General features: G+C 65.4%; 23 protein-coding genes and 1 pseudogene. 10 read left to right on the plus strand and 14 right to left on the minus strand.

Annotation, left to right across the window (positions count from 1 at the left end):
* Positions 1–95 precede the first annotated feature (95 nt).
* The 4 genes from G3O00_RS02610 to G3O00_RS02625 form a co-directional block, all read right to left on the minus strand.
* The gene (locus G3O00_RS02610) at positions 96–1988 is read right to left on the minus strand and encodes an SAM-dependent methyltransferase (protein ID WP_206141946.1); all 1893 of its coding nucleotides are present in this window, start codon (positions 1986–1988) and stop codon (positions 96–98) included.
* A gap of 125 nt (positions 1989–2113) precedes the next feature.
* A complete protein-coding gene (locus G3O00_RS02615; protein ID WP_206141947.1) occupies positions 2114–2608 on the minus strand; it encodes a GNAT family N-acetyltransferase in 495 nt (164 codons plus the stop codon).
* A gap of 108 nt (positions 2609–2716) precedes the next feature.
* On the minus strand, positions 2717–3163 hold the full coding sequence (locus tag G3O00_RS02620) for a hypothetical protein (protein ID WP_206141948.1): 447 nt from the start codon (positions 3161–3163) through the stop codon (positions 2717–2719).
* Positions 3164–3447: 284 nt separating this feature from the next.
* Positions 3448–3816, minus strand: coding sequence for a VOC family protein (locus G3O00_RS02625; RefSeq protein WP_206141949.1), 369 nt, complete (start codon positions 3814–3816; stop codon positions 3448–3450).
* A gap of 44 nt (positions 3817–3860) precedes the next feature.
* Between G3O00_RS02625 and G3O00_RS02630 the strand changes: the two genes are divergently transcribed.
* On the plus strand, positions 3861–4577 hold the full coding sequence (locus G3O00_RS02630; protein WP_206141950.1) for a hypothetical protein: 717 nt from the start codon (positions 3861–3863) through the stop codon (positions 4575–4577).
* 342 nt (positions 4578–4919) lie between these two features.
* Here G3O00_RS02630 and G3O00_RS02635 read toward each other — a convergent pair whose 3' ends face one another.
* Both G3O00_RS02635 and G3O00_RS02640 read right to left on the minus strand, forming a co-directional pair.
* Positions 4920–5834, minus strand: coding sequence for an alpha/beta hydrolase (locus G3O00_RS02635; protein WP_206141970.1), 915 nt, complete (start codon positions 5832–5834; stop codon positions 4920–4922).
* Between the two features lie 87 nt (positions 5835–5921).
* Positions 5922–6788: a helix-turn-helix transcriptional regulator gene (locus G3O00_RS02640; protein ID WP_206141951.1), complete on the minus strand. Its 867-nt coding sequence runs from the start codon at positions 6786–6788 to the stop codon at positions 5922–5924.
* Positions 6789–7056: 268 nt separating this feature from the next.
* On the opposite strand from G3O00_RS02640, the gene G3O00_RS02645 reads away from it, so the two are divergent.
* Positions 7057–7515, plus strand: a complete 459-nt coding sequence (locus G3O00_RS02645; RefSeq protein ID WP_206141952.1) for a GNAT family N-acetyltransferase — start codon at positions 7057–7059, stop codon at positions 7513–7515.
* 89 nt (positions 7516–7604) lie between these two features.
* On the opposite strand, the pseudogene G3O00_RS43235 reads toward G3O00_RS02645, so the two are convergent.
* Both G3O00_RS43235 and G3O00_RS02650 read right to left on the minus strand, forming a co-directional pair.
* Positions 7605–7730, minus strand: a pseudogene (locus tag G3O00_RS43235) (2-dehydropantoate 2-reductase N-terminal domain-containing protein); the annotation flags it as partial.
* 5 nt (positions 7731–7735) lie between these two features.
* Complete coding sequence (locus G3O00_RS02650) at positions 7736–8947, minus strand: MFS transporter (protein WP_206141971.1); 1212 nt, start codon at positions 8945–8947, stop codon at positions 7736–7738.
* 138 nt (positions 8948–9085) lie between these two features.
* On the opposite strand from G3O00_RS02650, the gene gcvA reads away from it, so the two are divergent.
* Entirely contained in the window at positions 9086–10018 is a 933-nt protein-coding gene (gene gcvA, locus G3O00_RS02655) for a transcriptional regulator GcvA (protein ID WP_206141953.1), read from the plus strand.
* A 379-nt stretch (positions 10019–10397) separates the two neighbouring features.
* Here gcvA and G3O00_RS02660 read toward each other — a convergent pair whose 3' ends face one another.
* Complete coding sequence (locus G3O00_RS02660) at positions 10398–11525, minus strand: aminotransferase class V-fold PLP-dependent enzyme (RefSeq protein WP_206141954.1); 1128 nt, start codon at positions 11523–11525, stop codon at positions 10398–10400.
* Positions 11526–11890: 365 nt separating this feature from the next.
* On the opposite strand from G3O00_RS02660, the gene G3O00_RS02665 reads away from it, so the two are divergent.
* Entirely contained in the window at positions 11891–13072 is a 1182-nt protein-coding gene (locus G3O00_RS02665) for a serine hydrolase domain-containing protein (RefSeq protein WP_206141955.1), read from the plus strand.
* Between the two features lie 109 nt (positions 13073–13181).
* Here the strand turns inward: G3O00_RS02665 and G3O00_RS02670 are convergent, their stop codons facing one another.
* From G3O00_RS02670 to G3O00_RS02685, 4 genes are all read right to left on the minus strand, one after another.
* The gene (locus G3O00_RS02670; RefSeq protein WP_174932214.1) at positions 13182–14354 is read right to left on the minus strand and encodes an FAD-binding oxidoreductase; all 1173 of its coding nucleotides are present in this window, start codon (positions 14352–14354) and stop codon (positions 13182–13184) included.
* Positions 14355–14549: 195 nt separating this feature from the next.
* The gene (locus G3O00_RS02675; protein ID WP_122948785.1) at positions 14550–15701 is read right to left on the minus strand and encodes a branched-chain amino acid ABC transporter substrate-binding protein; all 1152 of its coding nucleotides are present in this window, start codon (positions 15699–15701) and stop codon (positions 14550–14552) included.
* A gap of 419 nt (positions 15702–16120) precedes the next feature.
* A complete protein-coding gene (locus G3O00_RS02680; RefSeq protein ID WP_011356270.1) occupies positions 16121–16312 on the minus strand; it encodes a CsbD family protein in 192 nt (63 codons plus the stop codon).
* Positions 16313–16452: 140 nt separating this feature from the next.
* A complete protein-coding gene (locus G3O00_RS02685; RefSeq protein ID WP_206141956.1) occupies positions 16453–17985 on the minus strand; it encodes a helix-turn-helix transcriptional regulator in 1533 nt (510 codons plus the stop codon).
* Positions 17986–18377: 392 nt separating this feature from the next.
* On the opposite strand from G3O00_RS02685, the gene G3O00_RS02690 reads away from it, so the two are divergent.
* From G3O00_RS02690 to G3O00_RS02715, 6 genes are all read left to right on the plus strand, one after another.
* Positions 18378–18542 (plus strand): hypothetical protein, encoded by a 165-nt coding sequence (locus tag G3O00_RS02690; protein ID WP_167316044.1) that lies wholly within the window; start codon positions 18378–18380, stop codon positions 18540–18542.
* 57 nt (positions 18543–18599) lie between these two features.
* On the plus strand, positions 18600–18950 hold the full coding sequence (locus G3O00_RS02695) for a BON domain-containing protein (RefSeq protein ID WP_174932212.1): 351 nt from the start codon (positions 18600–18602) through the stop codon (positions 18948–18950).
* Positions 18951–19007: 57 nt separating this feature from the next.
* Positions 19008–19205 carry a CsbD family protein gene (locus tag G3O00_RS02700; protein ID WP_011356274.1) on the plus strand — a complete coding sequence of 66 codons (198 nt, stop codon included), beginning with the start codon at positions 19008–19010 and terminating at the stop codon, positions 19203–19205.
* Positions 19202–19351: a hypothetical protein gene (locus tag G3O00_RS02705; RefSeq protein WP_174932093.1), complete on the plus strand. Its 150-nt coding sequence runs from the start codon at positions 19202–19204 to the stop codon at positions 19349–19351. The genes G3O00_RS02700 and G3O00_RS02705 overlap by 4 nt, the downstream gene beginning before the upstream one ends.
* A gap of 55 nt (positions 19352–19406) precedes the next feature.
* Positions 19407–19628, plus strand: a complete 222-nt coding sequence (locus tag G3O00_RS02710; RefSeq protein ID WP_089443317.1) for a hypothetical protein — start codon at positions 19407–19409, stop codon at positions 19626–19628.
* Positions 19629–19752: 124 nt separating this feature from the next.
* The gene (locus G3O00_RS02715; RefSeq protein WP_206141957.1) at positions 19753–20007 is read left to right on the plus strand and encodes a GlsB/YeaQ/YmgE family stress response membrane protein; all 255 of its coding nucleotides are present in this window, start codon (positions 19753–19755) and stop codon (positions 20005–20007) included.
* A 64-nt stretch (positions 20008–20071) separates the two neighbouring features.
* Here the strand turns inward: G3O00_RS02715 and G3O00_RS02720 are convergent, their stop codons facing one another.
* Positions 20072–20377, minus strand: coding sequence for a hypothetical protein (locus G3O00_RS02720; RefSeq protein WP_175015754.1), 306 nt, complete (start codon positions 20375–20377; stop codon positions 20072–20074).
* Between the last annotated feature and the right edge of the window lie 74 nt (positions 20378–20451).

Raw genomic sequence — 20451 nt, forward strand, 5'->3', positions numbered from 1 at the left:
CTTCTCTCATGTTTTGATCGCCGCGAATTGTCGATGATCCGGCCGCTTCTGTCGAATGAACGGTCGCGGCCGGCGATACGCGCCGGCCGGCATCGTCAGACGGTGGCCAGGACCAGACGCCCCGGCGATGCGCCGATATGCAGCCCGTCAGCGCGATTCGCGAGATAGCGCCGGTTCAACTCGTCCGGCGTCCACGTGTTGCTGTGGCTGAAGCCCAGCACGGCCAGCCGCCTGGTGAGCGCGTCGGGTTCGAAGAAGCACTTCCACGGTTCGCCGCGCTCGGCGAACCGCGCCATCATCTGCTCCATCGCGATACGCATGATCGGCTGCAGGCTCGGCAGCGGAACCACATATTCGAGCAGGACCGCGCTGCCTTTGGCGCAGCCCGCGATGAACCGGAGCGTCTCGATGACCGCGGCCTCGTCGAGATACATCGTCACGCCCAGCCAGCTGAACAGCGCCGGCGCATCGGCATCGAATCCCGCGCGCGCCAGCCCTTCCGCGAGCCCGACCCGCTCGAAATCGACCGGCACGAATTGCAGCGACGGCGGCACCGCGATGCCCGCCTCGCGCAAGCGGGCCTGCTTCCACGCCTGCGTCGCCGGCAGGTCGACTTCGAACACGCGCCCCGGCGCATCGGGTCGCCGGTATGCGCTGGTATCGAGCCCCGCGCCGAGCACCACATACTGGTGAACACCGCGTTCGATCGCGTCGGCCCAGACGTCGTCGGCAAGCCGGCTGCGTACGACCACCGTGCTGCGCATGCCCACCGTCATCGGCTGGCGGAACTTGTCGAGGTTGTCGCGCAGGGCCTGCGCCTCGGTCGCGCCGAGCACGGTCAGGGCGACCGGATCGTCGAGCACCAGCGGCCGGTCGAGCAACTGGTGCGCGGCCCGCTGCGTGGCCACCATCAACGCGCTCGGCTTGGGCCCGGCGTTCACCGGTGTCGTGTCGTGGCCGACGATATGCGCCCGGTTCAGGTAGGCCAGCAACGCATCGTCGAGGCCGATGCCCAGTTGCAGATCCGGTTCGCGCATCATCGCATCGCGCACGCGTGCTTCCAGCGCGGCGTCGTCGCCGCAGAAGCTGTCGAGAAACAGCTGCTGCCAGCGCTTGACGATGGCCTGCACCGCAGGCGCACCGGCGTCGACGCCCGCGTCCAACTGCGCTCTCAGTTCGACTACCAGCGCCGGCCACGCGCGATCCTTCGTCGCGGCGAACTGGCGCCGCCGCACCTCGACGGCCTGAGCCGGATCGAGGTACTTCGCCAGCAGCGCGCAACGCGCGTGCGCGAACGCTTCGTCGATCCATGCCAGCATCTCCGCCGTGATGCCGACGATTTGCGGAGCGCGCGGCTCGTCGAGCTGCATCCGCATCAGCTTGGTCGCGAGCGTCGGGTCGTTACGCGTCATGCGAACCACGAGGCGGATCCAGCGCCACGCGAGTGTCTGGGCGGCTCCGCTGTCGGGCGACAGCGCGTGCTGCCACGCAACGCGAACCTCGTCGATCAGTCCGGTCCAGGATGGATCGGTCGGCGCGATCGTATCCGGCCCGGATGCCAGCAACGCATCGAGTTCGTCGTCATCAAGGTGCTTTTGGATCATGTTCATTCGCTCCAGAGCGTTCAGCCAGTCGGTTGCCGTGGTCTCGTCGCCGGCGGCGATCATGTCCACGATGTATCGCAGGTGACGACCGAGGCGCTGCGCGCGCGATGCCTGCGCGTCGAGTTCCGCGATCTGGCGCTGCAGAAGCTGGAGCGGTGAGCTGGCCAGTTGGCCGTCGAGGCTGGCCTTGATGTCCGGCAGCGAATACCCGAACCGTTTCAGCGCTTCGATTCGATGCAGCCGGACGAGGTCGTCCCGCCCATACAGGCGCGCGCCGCCGTCGGTGCGCTGCGACGGCGACAGCAGCCCGATCGCATCGTAGTGGTGCAAGGCCCGGACGCTCAGTCCCGCCCGCTTCGCCAGATCGCCGATTTTCAGTCGCATGTTTTCCCAGTCGTCGGGGTCGACCATAAAAGCTGACGTAGCGTCAGGTGCAAGGGAAATCGAAGCGGTTGTGTGGGCGGTCGGTTGAAACGTCCAGGAAAATTCACCGTGGCTCCAGTTGAAAGCTACTCAGCCGGTTTCTCGTACAGCGACCAGACGATCCCGTCTGATTTCAACCCGACACGAACGAAGCCGAGCGACTCGTAGTAAGCGCAGAGCGTCACGTTGTCGACGGCGCAATCGAGTCGAACGAAACGCCGGTTCACGCTGCTCACCTTGCGAGCGCACCAGTCGAGCATGAAGCTGCAGAGCCCTTGCCCGTTGAACCCTCGCCGCACACAAAGGCCGTGCACGTAACCGGCGATCGGTTCCTGCGGCCCCCAGTGCCTGTCCTCGTCGAAGGCGAGCGAGAACGTCCCGGCCAACGTGCCGCCCAGTTCGACGACATACACGTCCTTTTGGGAGACGTTGTTGCGTACCCACGCCTCGGAAAATCCGTCGCCTTCCTTGCCCCACACATGATCGCCGTGCGTGAGCTTCTTCGCATGCGCGTCATTCCGGATCTGCGTCAGCGCCGGTATGTCCTCTGCCGTTGCCCTGCGGATGCTTTTCGAGGTCATCGCTCGATTCTCCGTTGAGTCTTCACGTCGTGACTCGAAAGCCACCATCCCGCAAAGCCGCACGCCCGACAGCAAGCACGCGCTCCGTCAGCCGAAGGCGCGACGCGCTTATGAAGAAGCCACCGCCTGGAACCAGCGCGTACACGGGCCCGTAAAAATGAGCACGGTGGCGATCGCATTGGCGAAAAAGCCGACTTCGATCAGACTCACCCTGAAAGGAAAACCCGCCACGAGAAACGCCAGCGTCGTGACGATCGTGAGCGCGAGTTCCAGCATGCGCGCCAGCTTCTGTCGCTGGCAGAGACCCACGATCAGGCTGGCGTTCAAAGAAAGCCAGAAGGCCTGGACTATCGCAACCCACGCGAAACCTTGACGCATGAGCGCTGCCTTCGCCGCGGGTACGTGGCCGACCTCATCGAAGCCCATCATCATGAACCAGACGGCGAGTCCGACCTCGATGAGCCAGACAATCGTGAAGAGCGCGATAGCGTGACGGATCTGCCGCGGTGCGTCGGCGCGAAACGCCGGCATTGCCTTCAATTTGCTGATTGGCATCGTCTTTTTCAGGAAGCCAGCGCCTCCCGCCCCGGATGGTGTTGGTATCGTATTCGCCGCTTGTCGATATCACGCTGCAACGCGTGTCCGCCGAGTGTCGTACACCGGCGATCGCGACAGGTACGGTCAGGGTCCTGACGTTAATCGCCGGTCACTGCTTCTTGCAAAAGATTCGAGGGCATGCGTTTGCTCATCGTTCCGGAGGCATCGGTCAGCGACTGTGCTTCAACGCGTGACGTCGCAGGCAGCCTCGCCTCCCGATTCCGTTCGACAGGGAGTCCCCCCTACGCCTGATGGCACACCACCTCGATATTGTGTCCATCCGGCCCGATGACGAACGCCGCGTAGTAATTCGCGTGATAGTGCGGCCGCAGCCCCGGTGCGCCGTTGTCCTTCCCGCCGGCCGCCAGCGCCGCGCGATGGAACGCCTCGACTTGCTGCCGGTTGTCGGCCACGAACGCGATGTGAAGATGCGCCGGCTTCTCCGTCGTCAGGAACAGGCACAACGACGGCTTGCCCGGCGGAGAAATCTCGATGCCGTACGACGGCTCGCCCTCCCCCTGCACCACGACGCCAAGCGGTTCAAGTGCGCTCAGGAAAAACGCCTTGCTGGCTGCAAAGTCGGTCACGCCGAATTTGACATGGTCAAACATGACTCCCCCTCGGATAGATGGGTCTGCCGGCACCCGGATGGATTGTGTCAATCACCGCGATGGTGCCACACGTCGCCGTCGCCAGCACCCCCGCTCGCGACCAAACAAAAAAAGCCCGACACAGTCGGGCCAACGAGCGAGATACAAGGAGACATCCCGCTCACCCCTCATCGAGCGGTCACACCGTGCTACCTGACGTCATCATGATCCTGGCGACAGCCGACGATCACGTACGGCATGGCGACCGAGCGTCGATCGACAGGCTTGCCTGGAAGGATTCGGAAAGAAACGACTACTGCGAAACGGGTGCGCCGGACGACCCGTCCGCCGGCATGGTCGGCAAAGGAACGGCCGCGCTGTTCGACCCGCTGCCCGTTGCGCCGGCTGAATTCGTGGTGCCTGTTTGTCCGCGGCGGCCGCGGTGCGCGCCACGCGCGACCGGTGGTGCGCTCGCGGCAACCGGCCGTATCGGCGGATGCGCGATGTACTGGAAGTTCTCGTTGATCGCGCTATTGCCCGTATCGTACGACCGGTGCACGAACACGCTGCTGGTCACGGGCTCGCTGGCTTGCGCGAACGCCGGCGGCATGGCGGACACCGTCGCGGCTGCCGCCGCCGCGCTCAACGCGGCGATCCGCACGAGCGAACCGGCATCGCGGACTGTCGAGCGTACTGTCACGCTAGGTTTCCTCCAATCTGCATCCGGTCGGCGATCGTTCGGCCGCCGGTGGCGCCCGCCCGAAAAATTGGCCCGCACCTGAGTGCGGGCCAAGCCGAGAACACAACAACACCTTGGGGGGGTATCAAGGCGAGACCAGTCTAGCCCGAGTCGCCCGATAGAAAATTTCAGGCCAAATTACAGCTATTACTCCATATAACGAAGCAGCGATCGCCGTCGTGTGTGGTCAAGTGGTGCCGCATCGTTCGTGACCCCGCATAGCGACTTGGCTCCGCGAGTCGTTCTCCGGCGTCGCTTCAGGCGCGTGGCGTGACGCCGACGCGCTTCAACCTTCCATTTGCCCTGCAAACGCAGTCGCCGTCAAAACCACCGACGGCGACACTCATGCAAGCCGCGGACACCGCCAACGCAGCAACGGGCCAGATCAACGCGCGCCGCACAAATGCAGCGTGAACCATTCCACCGCCGCCTGGCTGGTTGCATCGAAGTGCTCGATATACGGCGTGAAATGTCCGCCCTTGATCATGACCAGCCGCTTCGGCTCCAGCGCACTTCCCCACGCCTTGAGGCAAAGGTCGGTGGGCGTCAGCAGGTCCTGGTCGGCGACGATCATCAGCAACGGGGTGGGCGAGATACGTTCGACATACTGGCCCGGCTCGTTCTCGCGCGACATCTCGGCACTGCGCAGCGTCACCTCGTTTTTCCAGTTCGGTGCAAACCGCGCGGCCGACTCGGTGAAGAACCGGTACGCATCCGCGCCTGCCATCGCACAGGCCACCGTGGGATCGGCGCTGACAGCCGGCAACATCGCCGGCGCGCCGCCCGCGAATCGCTGCCGGCGATCTTCATCGAAGCGCGCCAGCGCCGCCGGCACCAGATCGGAACGCGTGCGGCGCAATGCCGACTGATAGCCGCTGATCGTCGGCACCTGCGACACCACGCATTTGACGCGCCGGTCGATCGCCGCGACTTCGAGCACGTGGCCGCCGCTGTAACTGGTGCCCCAGATGCCGATGCGTGCGGCGTCGACGTCCGGGCGGGTGAGCAGATAGCTGATCGCATCGCGATAGCCGCGCTTCTGTTGCACGGGGTCGATCTCCTGACGCGGGTACCCGTCGCTCGCACCGAAATTCCGGTGATCGTAGAGCAGCACGCCAAAGCCGCTGGCGGCGAACACCTCGGCGTAGCGATCCAGATATTGTTCCTTCACACCGGAGAAGCCGTGCGCCATCACGACGGCCGGATGTGTTGCGGTATCGGCGATGCGCTGTGTCGGCTCGTAGTACCAGCCTCGCAGCGTAGTGCCTTCGGACTGGAATTCGATGTCATGTCGCGTCATGTCGGCTTGCCTCGTTCGGTCAATGGATTCGATGACCGACACGATAAGCGTGCGCGCCACACCCCGCGTTTGCTGGAAAGACGTTTGCTACGCGGAATCGGACAGTTTCGCGTAAGCGCTGGGCGTCATGCCGGCAAACCGGCGAAACACGGTCGAGAAAGCGCTCGTGGTTTCGTAGCCGAGCTCGGCCGCGACGGCGATCACGGAGCGCCCCGACGCCAGCAGCGGGCGCGCGGCCGAAATCCGGGCCTGCTGGCGCCACTGGCTGAACGACAACCCGGTTTCGGCGGTGAACAGCCGGGCCAGGGTCCGGCTCGATGCGCCGACTTCATCGGCCCATTCCGTCAGCGTTCGTTGATCGGCCGGATTCGCCAGAATCGCGTCGCAGACACGGGCAAGACGCCGGTCCTGGCCGGACGGTAGCCGCAACGGTTGCTCGGCCGACCACTCGATTTCGGCCAGCATGAGCTGGATGACGAGATCGTCGCGTCCGTCGGGATTGACCTCGACCGGGAACGCCGATGCGCGCACGATCAACTCGCGCAGCAGCGGCGACACGTTGACCAGGCTCGGCTGCTCCGGGGTGGCCGATCGGTATGCTCGCGGGTCGACATAGGCGGTGCGCATTTCGAGCGACCCGTGGGCACGCATCGCGTGCGGCAGGTCGGGCGGAATCCACAATGCGCGATGCGGCGGGATCATCCAGAGCGACTGGCTGGCGATGACTTCGGCGATGCCGGTGGTGGTGTAGACGAGTTGCGCGCGCGGGTGCCGGTGCTCCGCGACGACGAAGCCGTCGGGGAAGGCTTTCGGCATGACGGCGGCGATGCCGGGTGCATGCTGGTAGTCGCGCGGGTCGGTGCTCTTCGTGACGGGTGCGATGCCGGCACGCTTCGGATCTGCCGTTGCGTTTTGCTCGGTCGCTTTACCGTGGCCGCGCCCTTCGACCTTCATCGCTCGTCCTCTCGTTTGTGCGGAATCGACAGGTCATGCGATCCCGCGAATCGGACAGATGATACGGGAATGTCCGCCACCGGGAATCCCGGAATGAAGCTGCGAATCGGTGACGCGATCGCACTGCCGATTCGCTGTGCCGCACACTCGATATGTCGCGCCGAACTTCCGGTTTCGCCCGTTTCAGCAGCATGCTGCGCAATCTTGGAAGTTCGATTCCGTGCTGCTATCGTTGTGCACCTTTTGACGATTTCGGAGCAGGAGATACATGCCCTTGATCTTGCGTCGAGCGATTACCGATGATGCCGCCGAGGTAGCCGAAGTCTATCTACGGTCGCGCAACACGCTGGCATCGTACGCGCCGCTCGCGCACTCCGAAGCCGCCGTCCGCGATTGGGTAGCCAACATGCTTGTGCCGTCGGGCGACGTTACCGTTGCCGTGAACGATGACCGCATCATCGGCATGGCTGCACATGTCGTCACGGATGGCGTGGCATGGCTTGACCAGCTGTATGTGTGCCCCGAATTCAAACGACAAGGGATCGGTTCTTCCCTCCTGGAATCGGTGAAGTCGCAGACGGTTGGCAAGCTCCAGCTCTACACGTTCCAGATGAATCGCGATGCCGCTGCGTTTTATGAACGGCACGGGTTCGTTGCGATTGCATACAGCGACGGAAGCAGGAACGAGGAAGGGTGTCCGGATGTTTTGTATTGTTTGATGCGGTAGCTTCCGCCCGAGCAGCCAGGAACGCCCGTCCGTTATCGGTCAGGCGGGATTCCGACTTCCTTGCTACTAGCCGGGACCATCGCTGGCGGGCGCTCATGCGCCGAGCGCCCGCAGATCACCGGCGTGCGGCCGGCTTCATGAAACGCGGCAGCGACGGTCGTTCCGATTGCACCCGGACCAACAAGGGCAACGGCTGGGTAGTTGGACCTTGTCATCGTGTTCACCCTGTCTTGCCATCTGCCAGATGCGGGCGCAGTGCGAGGGCAAGCGGAAAAATCGCCAGGGCAGTCAACGCGGTGGCATACGTGGCGCCATGCACACCGATGTTGTCGCCCAGGAAACCGTAAAGAACAGGCGATATCGCGCCCGATGCAATCGTCCCCGTGTAGAACAGGGCGAATGCGCGCTCGGTGCGCTCGGGCGCGGACATCTCCGGAACGGTTCCGTACAGCACCGAGGACGTGCCGTTGAGCATCATGCCCAGAATCGGCAGCAGCACCATGCTGGGGCCCAACGGGAGATACATCACCGCCACGATGCACGCAGCTGTGCCGCCCTCCGTGAGCAGCACCGTACGCACCACGCCCAACCGTGCGCCAAGCCAGCCACACATGAACTTGCCGGCCGCACCGCCAATGAAGACAAGCGCGAGTGCCGTTCCCACCATTTGAGGCGAGACGCCCTTGGCCGTGAGCAGGAAAGGCAAGAAGGTAAGCAGTCCCATGCGTACGGCCGTATCGAGCACGCCGATGGAAAACAGGGCCGAGAATCCGCGTCCCCAGGTGCCACCGCGCTGAGCGGACGATTGCTCTTTTACCGCCGCCTTCCCGGCGTCGCGCGGCACATCAGGAAACGAGACCGCGATGACTGCGGCAACGACGAAGCCCAATCCAGAGACGATCCACAGCGCGTGACGCCAGGGCATCATGGTCACCAGCAGCGAAATGGCTGCCGGCAATGCGGATTTCCCCAGATCGCCGGAGAAGTTGTAAACACTCAGCGGACCTCTCGCGTCGCGCCCATAGGCGCGGGAGATGGCGCCCGATGCGATCGGATGCTGCGTGCTGGATCCGCCGCCCGAAATCGCCAGCGCCACGCTCAAACCGAGCAGGCCGCCCGACATGCCCGCGATCGCATAGCCAAGCGCTGCGAGTAGCGTGCCGATTGCGAGGATCACGCGACTGCCCAGGCGTTGCGCGAGACGTCCCGCGGGCAACTGCAGCGTTGCCATCGCGCCGGCGTAGATGCCGCGCAGGATGGCCAAGGCCGCAAAGTCCAGTCCGAAGTCCGACTGCCAGACCGGCAGCAACGCGTAGATCATGTCCGTGTAGCCATCGTGCACGGCATGCGCAATGCACGATAGCCACAGCACGCGCGGCCGTGACGGCGCAGTCTCCCGCCTGAGGGGAAGGGAAAAAACCGGCAAGCGCATCGTCATTTTCTCCGTACGCGTGGTTGGCGGAAGCCGCTCGTGGCGTCGCTTTCAGGCTCGACGCGTCGATTTTATGACCGAGGCACCCGCGATTTCAATTGAGCTAAAATCGCGCCAACGGAGAGAAAAAGTCACGTTATGAACGGAAGCCGAGATGCCGCGAAGCACCGGGACGAGTTGCCCCCGCTCAATGCGCTGCGCGCGTTCGATGCGGTCGCGAGGCACGGCAGCTTCGCGGGCGCGGCGGCGGAACTCTATGTCACCCACTGGGCCGTCGGAAAACAGATCAGGCTGCTGGAGGACTGGTTCGGCCTGCCGTTGTTCGACCGTCGTCCGCGCGGTGTCGTGCTCACCGACGAAGGGGCGGCCTTGCTGAGCGACGTCAGCCACGCGTTCGAGCGCCTCGGTACCGCGGTGGTACGGCTGCGCCACAACACGGTCACACACCGGATCTCAGGCGTCGTGCGGGTGAACGTGACGATGAGCTTTGCGCTTTGCTGGCTGCTGCCGCGGCTCGCCGATTTCCAGTTGCGGTACCCCGACATCGACGTCCGCGTGTCGACGACATCGCGCAAGCTGCGCTATGTCGCCGACGCTTTCGATATCGGCGTTCGCTCCGGTCCGGAGCATGGCGCGGGCGTCATATCGCGCCCGTTGATGCCCGACCTGCGCGTGCCCGTCTGCAATCCCGCCTTGCTGCGCCAGCATCCGATACAGAGCGTGACCGACCTGCGCCATCACACCCTGCTGCATTCGGCCACGACGCGCTCCGCCTGGTCGCACTGGTTGAAGGAAGCAGGTGCTCCCGATCTGCGGGCAGCGCGCCACGTCGAATTCGATCACGTGAATCTTCAGTTGGGCGCGGCCATCGAGGGGCTGGGCGTGGCGCTGGCATCGCAGCCGCTGATCAGGCGCGATCTCGCCGAGGGGCGCCTCGTGTGTCCCATCGCATCACCTGCATGGCGCGCTGACGACTACACGCTCGTGACGAACACCCATCGCATCGACGATGCCGCTGTGTCCGCGTTCCAGCAATGGATGGAGGGCATGGCAAGCCAAGAGGCCAGCTAGACTTGCCGATCAGACCGGGCGGCACGACGTCCGGGCCCACACGCCGAGGCGACGCGTCGAGCACACGAAGCTGCGCTGATGAATGGCGGTGACGCTTTGCATCGCGCCAGGACGCAAGCCGGAAACTGCCGGTCCTGCAATCGTTTGATCACACGCCCGCTGCGGATACCGACGGGACTTCCTGTCGAACGACGTATGCCATACGAACCCTTCAGGTTGGCCGTACAGGCAGATGGACCGACCTCGCTGCGCACGAGTACCTCGAACCAGGCACCCGAACGCGCGCATCGGACAACACCATGACCATCAATCCGGCGAGGCGATAGACCGGAGGTGCAGCCACCCACCGTCCACCGCCTCGCCAAATCCACCAAGCGCCTTAAAGAACCCGCTCCAGCGCATCCGCAAACCGCGCAACCGCCCCATCGACATCATGCAGCTTGTCGAGACCGAACAACCCCAGACGGAAGGTCTTGAAATCGTCCCCCTCGTCACATTGCAGCGGCACGCCGGCCGCGATCTGCAAGCCGACGTCGGCAAACTTCTTCCCGGTGCGAATCCCGTCGTCGTCCGTATAACTGACCACGACACCCGGTGCCTCGAACCCTTCCGTCGCCACGCTCCGGAAACCCTTCTCAGCCAGCAGCGCGCGAATCCGCTTGCCCAGCTCGAGCTGCTCCGCCTTCACCTTGTCGAAGCCGTACGCCTCGGTTTCCTTCATCACGTCGCGCAGCGTCGTGAGGCTGTCCGTGGGCATCGTCGCGTGGTACGCGAACCCGCCGCCTTCATAAGCCTCCATGATCTGCAGCCACTTGCGCAGATCGCACGCGAAGCTGGTGCTGGTCGTGCCATCGATGCGTTCGCGGGCAAGCTCGCTGAGCATCACCATCGCGCAGCACGGCGATGCGCTCCAGCCCTTCTGCGGCGCGCTGATCAGGATATCGACGCCGCTCGCCTGCATGTCGACCCACACCGTGCCGGACGCGATGCAATCCAGCACGAACATGCCGCCGACCGCATGCACGGCGTCGGACACCGCGCGCAGATACCCGTCGGGCAGCATCATCCCGGACGCGGTTTCCACGTGCGGCGCAAACACCAGATCCGGCTTGTGTTCCTTGATCGCGGCGACCACTTCGTCGATCGGTGCCGGCGCATACGCAGCCTGCCGTCCCGCTTCGACCGGGCGCGCCTTCAGCACCGTCGTTTCGGACGGGATGCTGCCCATGTCGAAAATCTGCGACCAGCGGAAGCTGAACCAGCCGTTGCGGATGACCAGGCACTTCTTGTTCGTGGCGAACTGCCGCGCGACGGCTTCCATGCCGAACGTCCCGCTGCCGGGGACGATCACGACGGACTTCGCGTTGTAGACTTTTTTCAGCGTGCCGGAGATGTCGCGCATGACGCCCTGAAAGCGTTGCGACATATGGTTGACCGATCGATCGGTGTACACCACCGAATATTCGAGGAGCCCCTCGCGGTCAACATCGGGAAGTAATCCTGGCATGCTCGCCTCCGGTGAAAGATGAACGATGAAATCTGGGCGAGCAGCGTCCGTCATGCGATACCGCGCTGCACCCATGCAATTGCGTTATTTTCTCGACGAAAGCAGATTCTAACGAAGGCCGCGCGCCGCTTGGGGCATATTTTGTCGGCTGCCCGGCGCCGGTGCGATGGGGCGCCGCTGCCATCAGGCGCGCCGCGCTGCAACGGAGCCGCCTCGGCCGCCGGCCGAATCGCCCGCCCCGTGGCCGTCTACGCCGGCCGTTGCGGCGCACGAAGCCCACGAAGCCCTGTTCCATGTGTGGGTAAACAGCACGGTCGGGGCATGCCGCCTACCATGTCGGCTCACCCTTCACGACAGAGTCTTCGATGATCCCCAACCGCGCGTCATCCCAGCAGCCGTCGACCGATCCCGCACTCGCCGAGCGCGTCGATGCGGTACTGTCCCGTCAACTCGACACGCACCGCCTCGTCGGCGCGGTCGTCCTGATCGCACGCGACGGCGAGCTCGTCTATCGCCGCGCGGCCGGGTTCGCCGACCGCGAAGCGCGCACGCCGATGCAAGAGGACACGCTGTTCAGGCTCGCGTCGGTGACGAAGCCGATCGTCGCGACGGCCGCCATGGCGCTCGTCGCACAGCACAAGCTGTCGCTCGACGACGACGTCACGCGCTGGCTGCCCGAGTTCCGCCCGGCACTGCGTGACGGCAGCGTGCCGGTGATCAAGGTGCGTCACCTGCTTGCGCATACCGCCGGCCTCGGCTATCGCTTCGCGGAAGCCGACGCGACCGGCCCGTATGCACGCGCGGGCGTCTCCGACGGGCTCGATGGCGCATCGATCACGCTCGCCGAGAACATGCGCCGGATCGCAAGCGTGCCGTTGCAGTACGCACCCGGCACCGGCTGGAACTACTCGCTCTCCATCGACGTGGTCGGCGCGGTGATCGAGGCCGTCAGCGGGCAGCCGCTCGCCGATGCGGTCGATGCGCTCGTGCTACGCCCGCTCGGCACCCGCGACACGGGATTCGTCGCACGCGACGCCGCGCGGCTCGCAACGCCCTACGTCAACGACACGCCGCAGCCGCACCGGCTCGCCGAGAACGAATCCGTACCCATCTTCGAAGGATCCGTCGGCGTGACGTACTCGCCGTCGCGCGCGCTCAACGCCGATGCATTCGCATCGGGCGGCGCCGGGATGGTCGGCACCGCCGGCGACGTGCTGAACGTGCTCGACACGCTACGGGCGGGCGGCGGCGCAGTCTTGCCGGCCGACCTGGTCGACGAGATGGGCCGCGTCCACACCGGTAACCTCGAGTTGCCCGACCTGCCAGGCGCGGGTTACGGGATCGGGTTTTCCGTGTTGCGCGATCCGCGCGCGGCGCTGTCGCCGGAGTCGCCGGGCACGTGGCGCTGGGGCGGCGTCTACGGTCATTCGTGGTTCGTCGATCGCGCACGCGGGCTCACCGTCGTGTCGCTGTCGAATACGCTTTACGAAGGGATGAACGGCCCGTACACGCTCGACCTGCGCGACGCGGTCTACGGCGTCGGCTGACGCGCGCAATACCATTGCACGCGCAACAAAAAAAGGCCCGACACAGTCGGGCCAATGAGGTGAGACACAAGGAGAATCCCGCCCACCACACCGGGCGGGTTACGCCGCGCTACACGACGTTCTTTTCGACGATCGGCCGGTTCTCCAGCACGCGCGACCAGCCGAGCGTCGACAGGTCGAGCGTGTCGTAACGCCCGCCCAGAATGAGTTCACTGACGCCGCGCCCCGTCGCCGGCCCTTGCTGCAGCCCGTGGCCGCTGTAGCCGTTCGCGAACACGACGTTATCGAGCTCCGGGTGATACCCGATGATCGCGTTGTGGTCGAACACGTTGTACTCGTAGTACCCGGACCAGCAGTTCTCCACGCGCAGCGCCTCAAATTCCGGCACGCGATTCGCGAGCGTCGGCCAGATCACCTCGTCGAACAGGTCGTGATCGACTTCGTCGAGCGGCAGGTCGTCCGGGTCGCGATCCGGGCTCGGCGACGTCCCGCAGATATACGTGCGCCCTTCCGGCCGGAAGTACACGCCGGTCGGGTCGATCAGCAGCGGGCATTCCGTGAGCTTCGCCGGCGACGACACGTTGAAGATGCTGCGGCGCCGCGCGTACACCGGAATGTCGATACCCATCATCGACGACAGCGTGCGCGTCCACGCCCCGGCCGCGTTGACGAGCGTGTCGCACGCATAGCGTTCGCCGTCGGCCGTGACCACGTGCGTCACCTTGCGGCCGTCGCGCAGCACTTCCTTCACATCGGACGGCACATAGCGCGCACCCAGCGCCTGCGCTTTCTTGCGCAGCGCCTGCACGAGCCCGTAGCCGTCGAACCAGCCTTCGCCGCTCACGCCATACGCGCCCGACACGAGATCGTCGACGTTCAGCCACGGAAACTTCGCGCGCAGCGCATCGCGATCCATCAGCCGGATGTCCGCGCCCAGGCTCGTCTGCAGCGCGTGGTTCTCGCGCAGCGTCGCATCGCCGGCCGGCGTCGCGAGGAACAGGTAGCCGCCTTCGTGCAGATCGATCGACGGCTGGTGGCCGTCCACTTCGAGGCGTTCACCGATCGTGCGCAGGAAGTCGATGCCGAACAGCGACATCTCGATCGACAGCGGCGTCGAGAACTGCTGGCGAATCGACGCGGCCGACAACGCCGACGACGATCGCGCATAGGTGGGGTCGCGCTCGATCACGGTCACGGAAACCGTGGGATCGGTGGCGCGCAGGAAATAGGCGATCGAGCTGCCGATCACACCACCGCCGACGATGACGACTTGAGAACTCACGACTGACTCCAGTTGCACATAAAGGGCGCGGCCAGCCGGCCCCGCCCGTGGGTTGTTCGTGCCGCGTCACGCGCGGCGTCGCGCGGGCAGACTCGTGCGGCTGCAACACCGGCGTGCGCCGCGATCGCAACCGATCGCTGATGGCATTTCAGCACGTCCGGCAGCGCCGCGAAAGTCCGCGCGCGCGGGTTGGGTTCAATCCGCCGATTTCGTCGTGACGGGCTGCCACGCGGCGTTCTTCACCTCATACAGCGTCGAGCTCGGGTTCTTCAGGTCGCCCGTGTTCGTGAACGCGATCGTGCCCGTGATGCCGTCGTAGCGCGTGCCCTTCAGCGCGCCGTTGAAATCGGCCGGCTTCGTCGAGTTCGCCTTCTGCATCGCGTTGATCGCGATCCACGTCGCGTCGTACGCGAACGGCGCGTACGCGAGCATGTCGATGCCGTACTTCTGCTTGAATTTCGTTTCGAACTGCTTGCCCTTCGCGAGACGCGACAGCGGCTGCCCGTATTCCCACACGGACGCGCCTTCCGCCGCATTGCCGGCCAGCTTGATGAAGTTCGCGTTCATCACGCCGCCGCCCGCGAGGAACTGCGCGCGGATACCGAGCTGGCGCATGCGCTTCACGAGCATCGCGGCCTGTGCGTCGAGGCCGCCGAAGAACACGAGATCGGCATTGGTGCTCTTGATCTTCGTGAGCTGCGCGCTGAAGTCCACCGCCTTGTCGTTCGTGAATTCGCGCGCGACGATCGTGCCGCCGTTCGCCTTCACGGACTTCTCGAATTCGTCGGCTTCGCCCTGGCCGAACGCGGTGCGATCGTCGATGATCGCGATGCGCTTCGCCTTGGTCACGCTCGCCGCATAGGCGCCTGCGTTGCCGGCGTTCTGCGTGTCGGTCGCGATCACGCGATATACGGTGCCGAGCCCGGCGCGCGTGATGTCGGGATTGGTCGCCGACGGCGTGATCATCGGAATGCCGGCCTTCGCGTAGATCTTCGAGGCAGGCAGCGTCGTGCCCGAGTTGAAGTGGCCGATCACGACAGCCACCTGCGCGTCGGCGAGCTGCTGCGCGGCCTGCACGCCGGTGCGCGGATCGCTCTGGTCGTCCTGCGACGCGACGACGAACTTCACGGGCTTGCCGCCCACCGTCGTATGCGCGGCATTCGCTTCGTCGACGGCCATGCGCACGCCGTTCTCGATGTCCTTGCCGTAGGCAGCGCCGCCGCCCGTCAGCGGGCCGGCCACGCCGACCTTGACGACCGTCTCCTGCGCATGAACCGCGCCGGTCTGGAGCGCGAGGATCGCGGCGGTCAGTGCGACGCCGGAAAGCGAACGAATGCGGAACGTCATGACAATCCTTGTTCTGGGGGCCGGGATGCAACGCGCGATCACCGCGCGTCGGCAACCTCCCGCGTGCCGGTCATCTCGTCCGCCACCGGGGCGTCATGCGACGCCCTTGCCGGCCGGTCGATCGCCGCGGCTCCGTCTCCGAAGAGCCTTTCATCGCGAAAGAGGTGAATGGATTGTGGATAGCCAATACCCGTGCAGCAAACGAAATATCGGAACTATGTTGTGAGGATTTGTCATCAAGTTCCGTGTTCGCGGGCGGCCCGCAGCCCACTTGACGGCGAGCCGTGCGTGGTCCGTTGCCGAGGAACGCCGCGCCGGCGCCCGTCCATCAAGGCCGGCCGTGGTCATGCCGGCGGCGCATCATCGTGGCGATGATGGCCCGGCCGGCCATCGCGACGCCGGCGGCGCCGCGTCATCGGTCAGTGCCGATCGGTGCCCGTCTGCTTGCGCACCGCATCGGCCGCCTCGCCGGCCTGCTCCTGCATCTTGCCGGCCGCTTGTTCGGCGACGCCTTCCGCTTCCGTCTTGCGGTCGCCCGTGACCTTGCCGAGCGCTTCCTTGACCGAACCCTTGACCTGCTTGAGCTTGCCTTCGATGCGATTCCTGTCCATGGTCGTCTCCTGCGACGGTTGGGGAGAGCCGGCGGCGTGACGGCCAGCGCCGCACCGCCGAGTGGACAGGATCGCAAGCGGGCGCCGCGCGCGGCAGATGCGGATGCACCAGCGCACATGGTGCATTCGTACCGACGGCGTCAGTCCTTGTCTTTCGCGACGCCCTTCTCGCCGCGCGCCCCATTCGCTTCGGATGCACCGACGATCCCGCGTTCGCGCGCCCACACGATCGCCTCGCCGCGGCTGTGCACGTCGAGCTTCGCGTAGATCGTCGCGACGTGATTGCGCACGGTGTTCGGCGCGAGCCCGAGGCGGCCGGCGATCTCCTTGTCTGCCAGGCCGTGGCACAGCAGGTCGAACACGTCGCGCTCGCGCGCGGTCAGGTCCGACAGTTGAGCGCCCGCATCCGGCGCATTCGCGCGCCGCACGTTCGCGAGCTTCTCGATCAGCGTGCGGCTGAACCACGACGCATCCTGCATCGCCGTTTCGATCGCGTAGACGAGCTCCATCTCCGTGCGCTTGCGATCGCTGATGTCGAGCAGCGCGACGAGCAGGCAGTCGCGCCCGTGGATCGCGACGGGGTCGGCCGACACGACGCAATCGCGCACGTCGCCTTCGCGCGTGCGAATCTGCACGTCGGCATTGCGCACGTTGCCGTCGCGCGCGAGCCGGCTTTCGATGCGCTGCCACGCGCCGCGTTCGGCCCACAGCCCGATTTCGTCCGCGGACTTGCCGAGCAGGTCGTCCTGCGCATGGCCCGTCATCGCGGCGAACGCGCCGTTCACGTCGAGCAATTCGAAGCGATCGGCCGTGACGATCGCCGTGGCGACCGGCGCCATCCGGAACGCCGTCGCGAAGCGCTCCTCGCTCTGCCGCAGCGCGCGCTCGGCCTGCTTGCGCGGCTCGAGATCCATGAACGTGAACAGCATGCACGCTTCGTCGTTCATGTCGATCGGCTGCCCGGCAACGACCACGGCCTTCGTGCTGCCGTCCGCGAGCTTCAGCACGGCCTCCATCTGCGGAATCGTCGCGCCTTCGCCCAGCCGCTCGATCGCGAGTTCGCGCCGCTCGGCCTGGTCGAGCACGTCGATCTCGTACACCGAGCGGCCGAGCACGTCGTCGCGCGCGTGGCCGGTCATGTCCAGAAAGCCCTGGTTGACCTTCACGTAGCGCAGGTCGTCGAGCCGGCAGATCACGGCCGGCGCCGGGTTCGCGTTGAAGGTGCGCTCGAAGCGCTCCTCGGCGCTCGCCCATTCGGTCGCGTCGTGCAGCACGAGCGCGAGGCAGTCGGGTTCGCCGGCCGCGTTCGTCAGCACGAGGCTGCGGATGCGGTGAACCCAGCTCACGGTTTCGTCGGCCGCCGATTCGACTTCGACCGTCACGTCGCTGAACTCCTCGCCCGCGATCACGCGATCCATCGGATAGTGGCCGTCGCGCACCGGGTGGTTGTTCCTGTAGCGCAGCCGGAAGCGCTCGCGGTAATCGGTGACGGTCGCGCCGAGCGCCTTCAGCTCGGTCACGCCGTGCATCGCCAGCGCGGCCTCGTTCGCCCAGACGATCCGCTGGTCGGGCTCGACCAGGATCACGCCCTCGGTGAGCCCCGCGATGATCTGGTGCAGCTGGCGCCGGTCGGTATGCGATTTCAGCGCCTGTTCGTTTACCTGTTCGTTCATCGAATGGTTGTCCCTGTCGTCTGCATGACCGCCGGCCCGGTTGCCGCTTCGTCGACACGCGCCGGCCGGCGCGTGTGGCGATGATCGCGTGCCGCACCGGTGCGCGACAGGCGCGGATGCACTATCCGCCATAGTACATTCGCACCGCGCGCGCCATCGTTCGGCACCCCGCCGATCCGCCGCGCATCCGCGTGGCCCGTCATGCCGCGCCGCGCGTGCGATGGATGCATGCCGCGCCGCTCTCCCGCCCGTCTCCCGCCTTTCACGACGCCCCGTGCAAACGCACTAGCCGATCAGGTGAATTTGCGCGATGTCCGCGCACGTTTGCATCGGTACGCTGGTCCTGCATCGGCGCTCATGCGCTGCCTTCCGAACCGCAGAGGAGAAGCACGATGAAGCTGCATCAGACACCCGATCCGACGCGGCCCGAACCGCCGCCTGACAGCCCGCCCGAACCGCCGCCCGGCACCGATCCGCCGGTGCCGCTGCCGCCCGACGTGCCGCGCCCGGACATCCCGCCGCGCGAGCCCGGCTACGACACGCCGATCGTCAGGTAGCGCGCTGCGACGTTCGCATTCATCGACTCATCACGCCACAAGCGAAGGAGAACATCCATGAACAAGACCCGACCCATTTCGACGCTGCTCGCCGTCAGCGCAGCTTTCCTGCTCGGCGCCGCGCCGCTCACGAACGCGGTTGCGCAGGACGCATCGACCGGCGACGGCATGAAGGCCGAATCGAACCAGCCCGTCTCCGACACGTGGATCACGACCAAGGTGAAGGGCCGGCTGGCCACGGTCGACGGCCTGAAGAGCGTCGACATCAGCGTGACCACGGTCGACGGCGTCGTCACGCTCACCGGCGTGCTGCCGACGAAGATCGCCGTGAAGAAGGCGATCGCCGTGTCGCGCGCGGTCAAGGGCGTGAAGCACGTCGACGCATCCGGCCTGAAGGCGAAGGCCTGACCTCCCGGCGCGGCACGCCGCCGCGCCTTTTATCCCCTGCATGACAAGGAGCACACGATGAACGAGGACAAGATCAAGGGCCAGTGGAAGCAACTCTCCGGCAAGCTGAAGGCCAAGTGGGGCAAGCTGACCGACGACGACCTGGCCGTCGCGGAAGGCAATCGCGAGTACCTGGCCGGCAAGATCCAGGAGCGTTACGGCATCGCCCGCGACGCGGCCGAGAAGCAGCTGAAGGAATTCGACCGCGAGCTGTGACGCGATCGCGCATTGATGCAACCGCCGCGGCGCCCAAGCGTCGCGGCCACCAGGACAACGACATGGGCAAATACCTGATCGCCTGGCTGCTCGGCGTGCCGGTCGGGCTGCTGGTGCTGTTCTACCTGATCACGCACGTCTTCTGACCGGGCCTGCTCGATCAAGCCGAACAATACAACTCGTTTTTCAGGGAGATAAGCAATGAAATTTCTTTCGATATCGGTCGCCTGCATCGCCTTGATGACCGCTTCGATCCCGGGATTTGCAGCGGGGTGCCTGAAGGGCGCGGCCGTGGGCGGGGTCGCCGGCCATGTAGCAGGGCACCACGGGGCAGTGGGCGCCGCTGCCGGTTGCGCAATCGGCCATCACCACGCGGCAAAGAAAGCCAAGGCGGCAAGCGCGGCGACAGCCGCCTCGCAATAAGAGACGACGAGGCGCGTCAACGTTCCTCGAAACCGCCGGCGTGGCGCCGCGTGCCGGATGCCGCGGGCAAAGGCATGGCCACCCGGTTTTCAACACGCTCGCCAATCCAGAAGGAATATCGTTCATGGACATGCATGGTCTGATCATATGGCTCGTCATTGGCGCCATCGCCGGCTGGCTCGCGGGCGTACTCGTCAAGGGCGGAGGTTTCGGCCTCGTCATCGACATCGTTGTCGGCATTTTGGGCGCGGTGATCGGCGGTTGGCTCGCCGGCTTGCTCGGTATCGGCTTCAGCGGGATTCTCGGCTCGATCGTCATCGCCCTCATCGGTGCCGTGATCCTTTTGCTCGTGATTCGCGTGTTACGTCGCGCAACGTGACAGGTCATCCGGCGCGCCGGACGCGAGGAGACGAGCCCGGCGTTCGACACCGGGCTCGCCACACTCAGTGCCCCTTGTAGAGTTCGAGCAGTTGGCTCTGCAAGGCCATCATTTCCTTGTCATGCTGCATTTGCATCTTTGCCATCGCTTCGTTGTGCGCCATATCCATCGCCATCATTTTTTGCTGGATGACGATGGCTTGTGTGCGCTGCTCGGGCGTGAGCTTGTCCATCATCATCATGGTCCAGTCGCTGGTGTGCGACATGTACGTGCCGCTGCGACCAATGCCACCGCCGTCTGCCTGCGCCGCACCGGCGACCAGCAGGAACGGAATGGCGCCACACAGCATGAGCTTGCGAATCGGGTTCATCCGGGTTCTCCTGTCAAGAAAGGACGTCTGGAAGCGCCCGTGTCGCATGCACGGGTTTCCTGAGCGCGTGTCAT

This window comes from Burkholderia sp. Ac-20384 (genome assembly GCF_017104605.1).
Lineage (GTDB): Bacteria > Pseudomonadota > Gammaproteobacteria > Burkholderiales > Burkholderiaceae > Burkholderia > Burkholderia lata.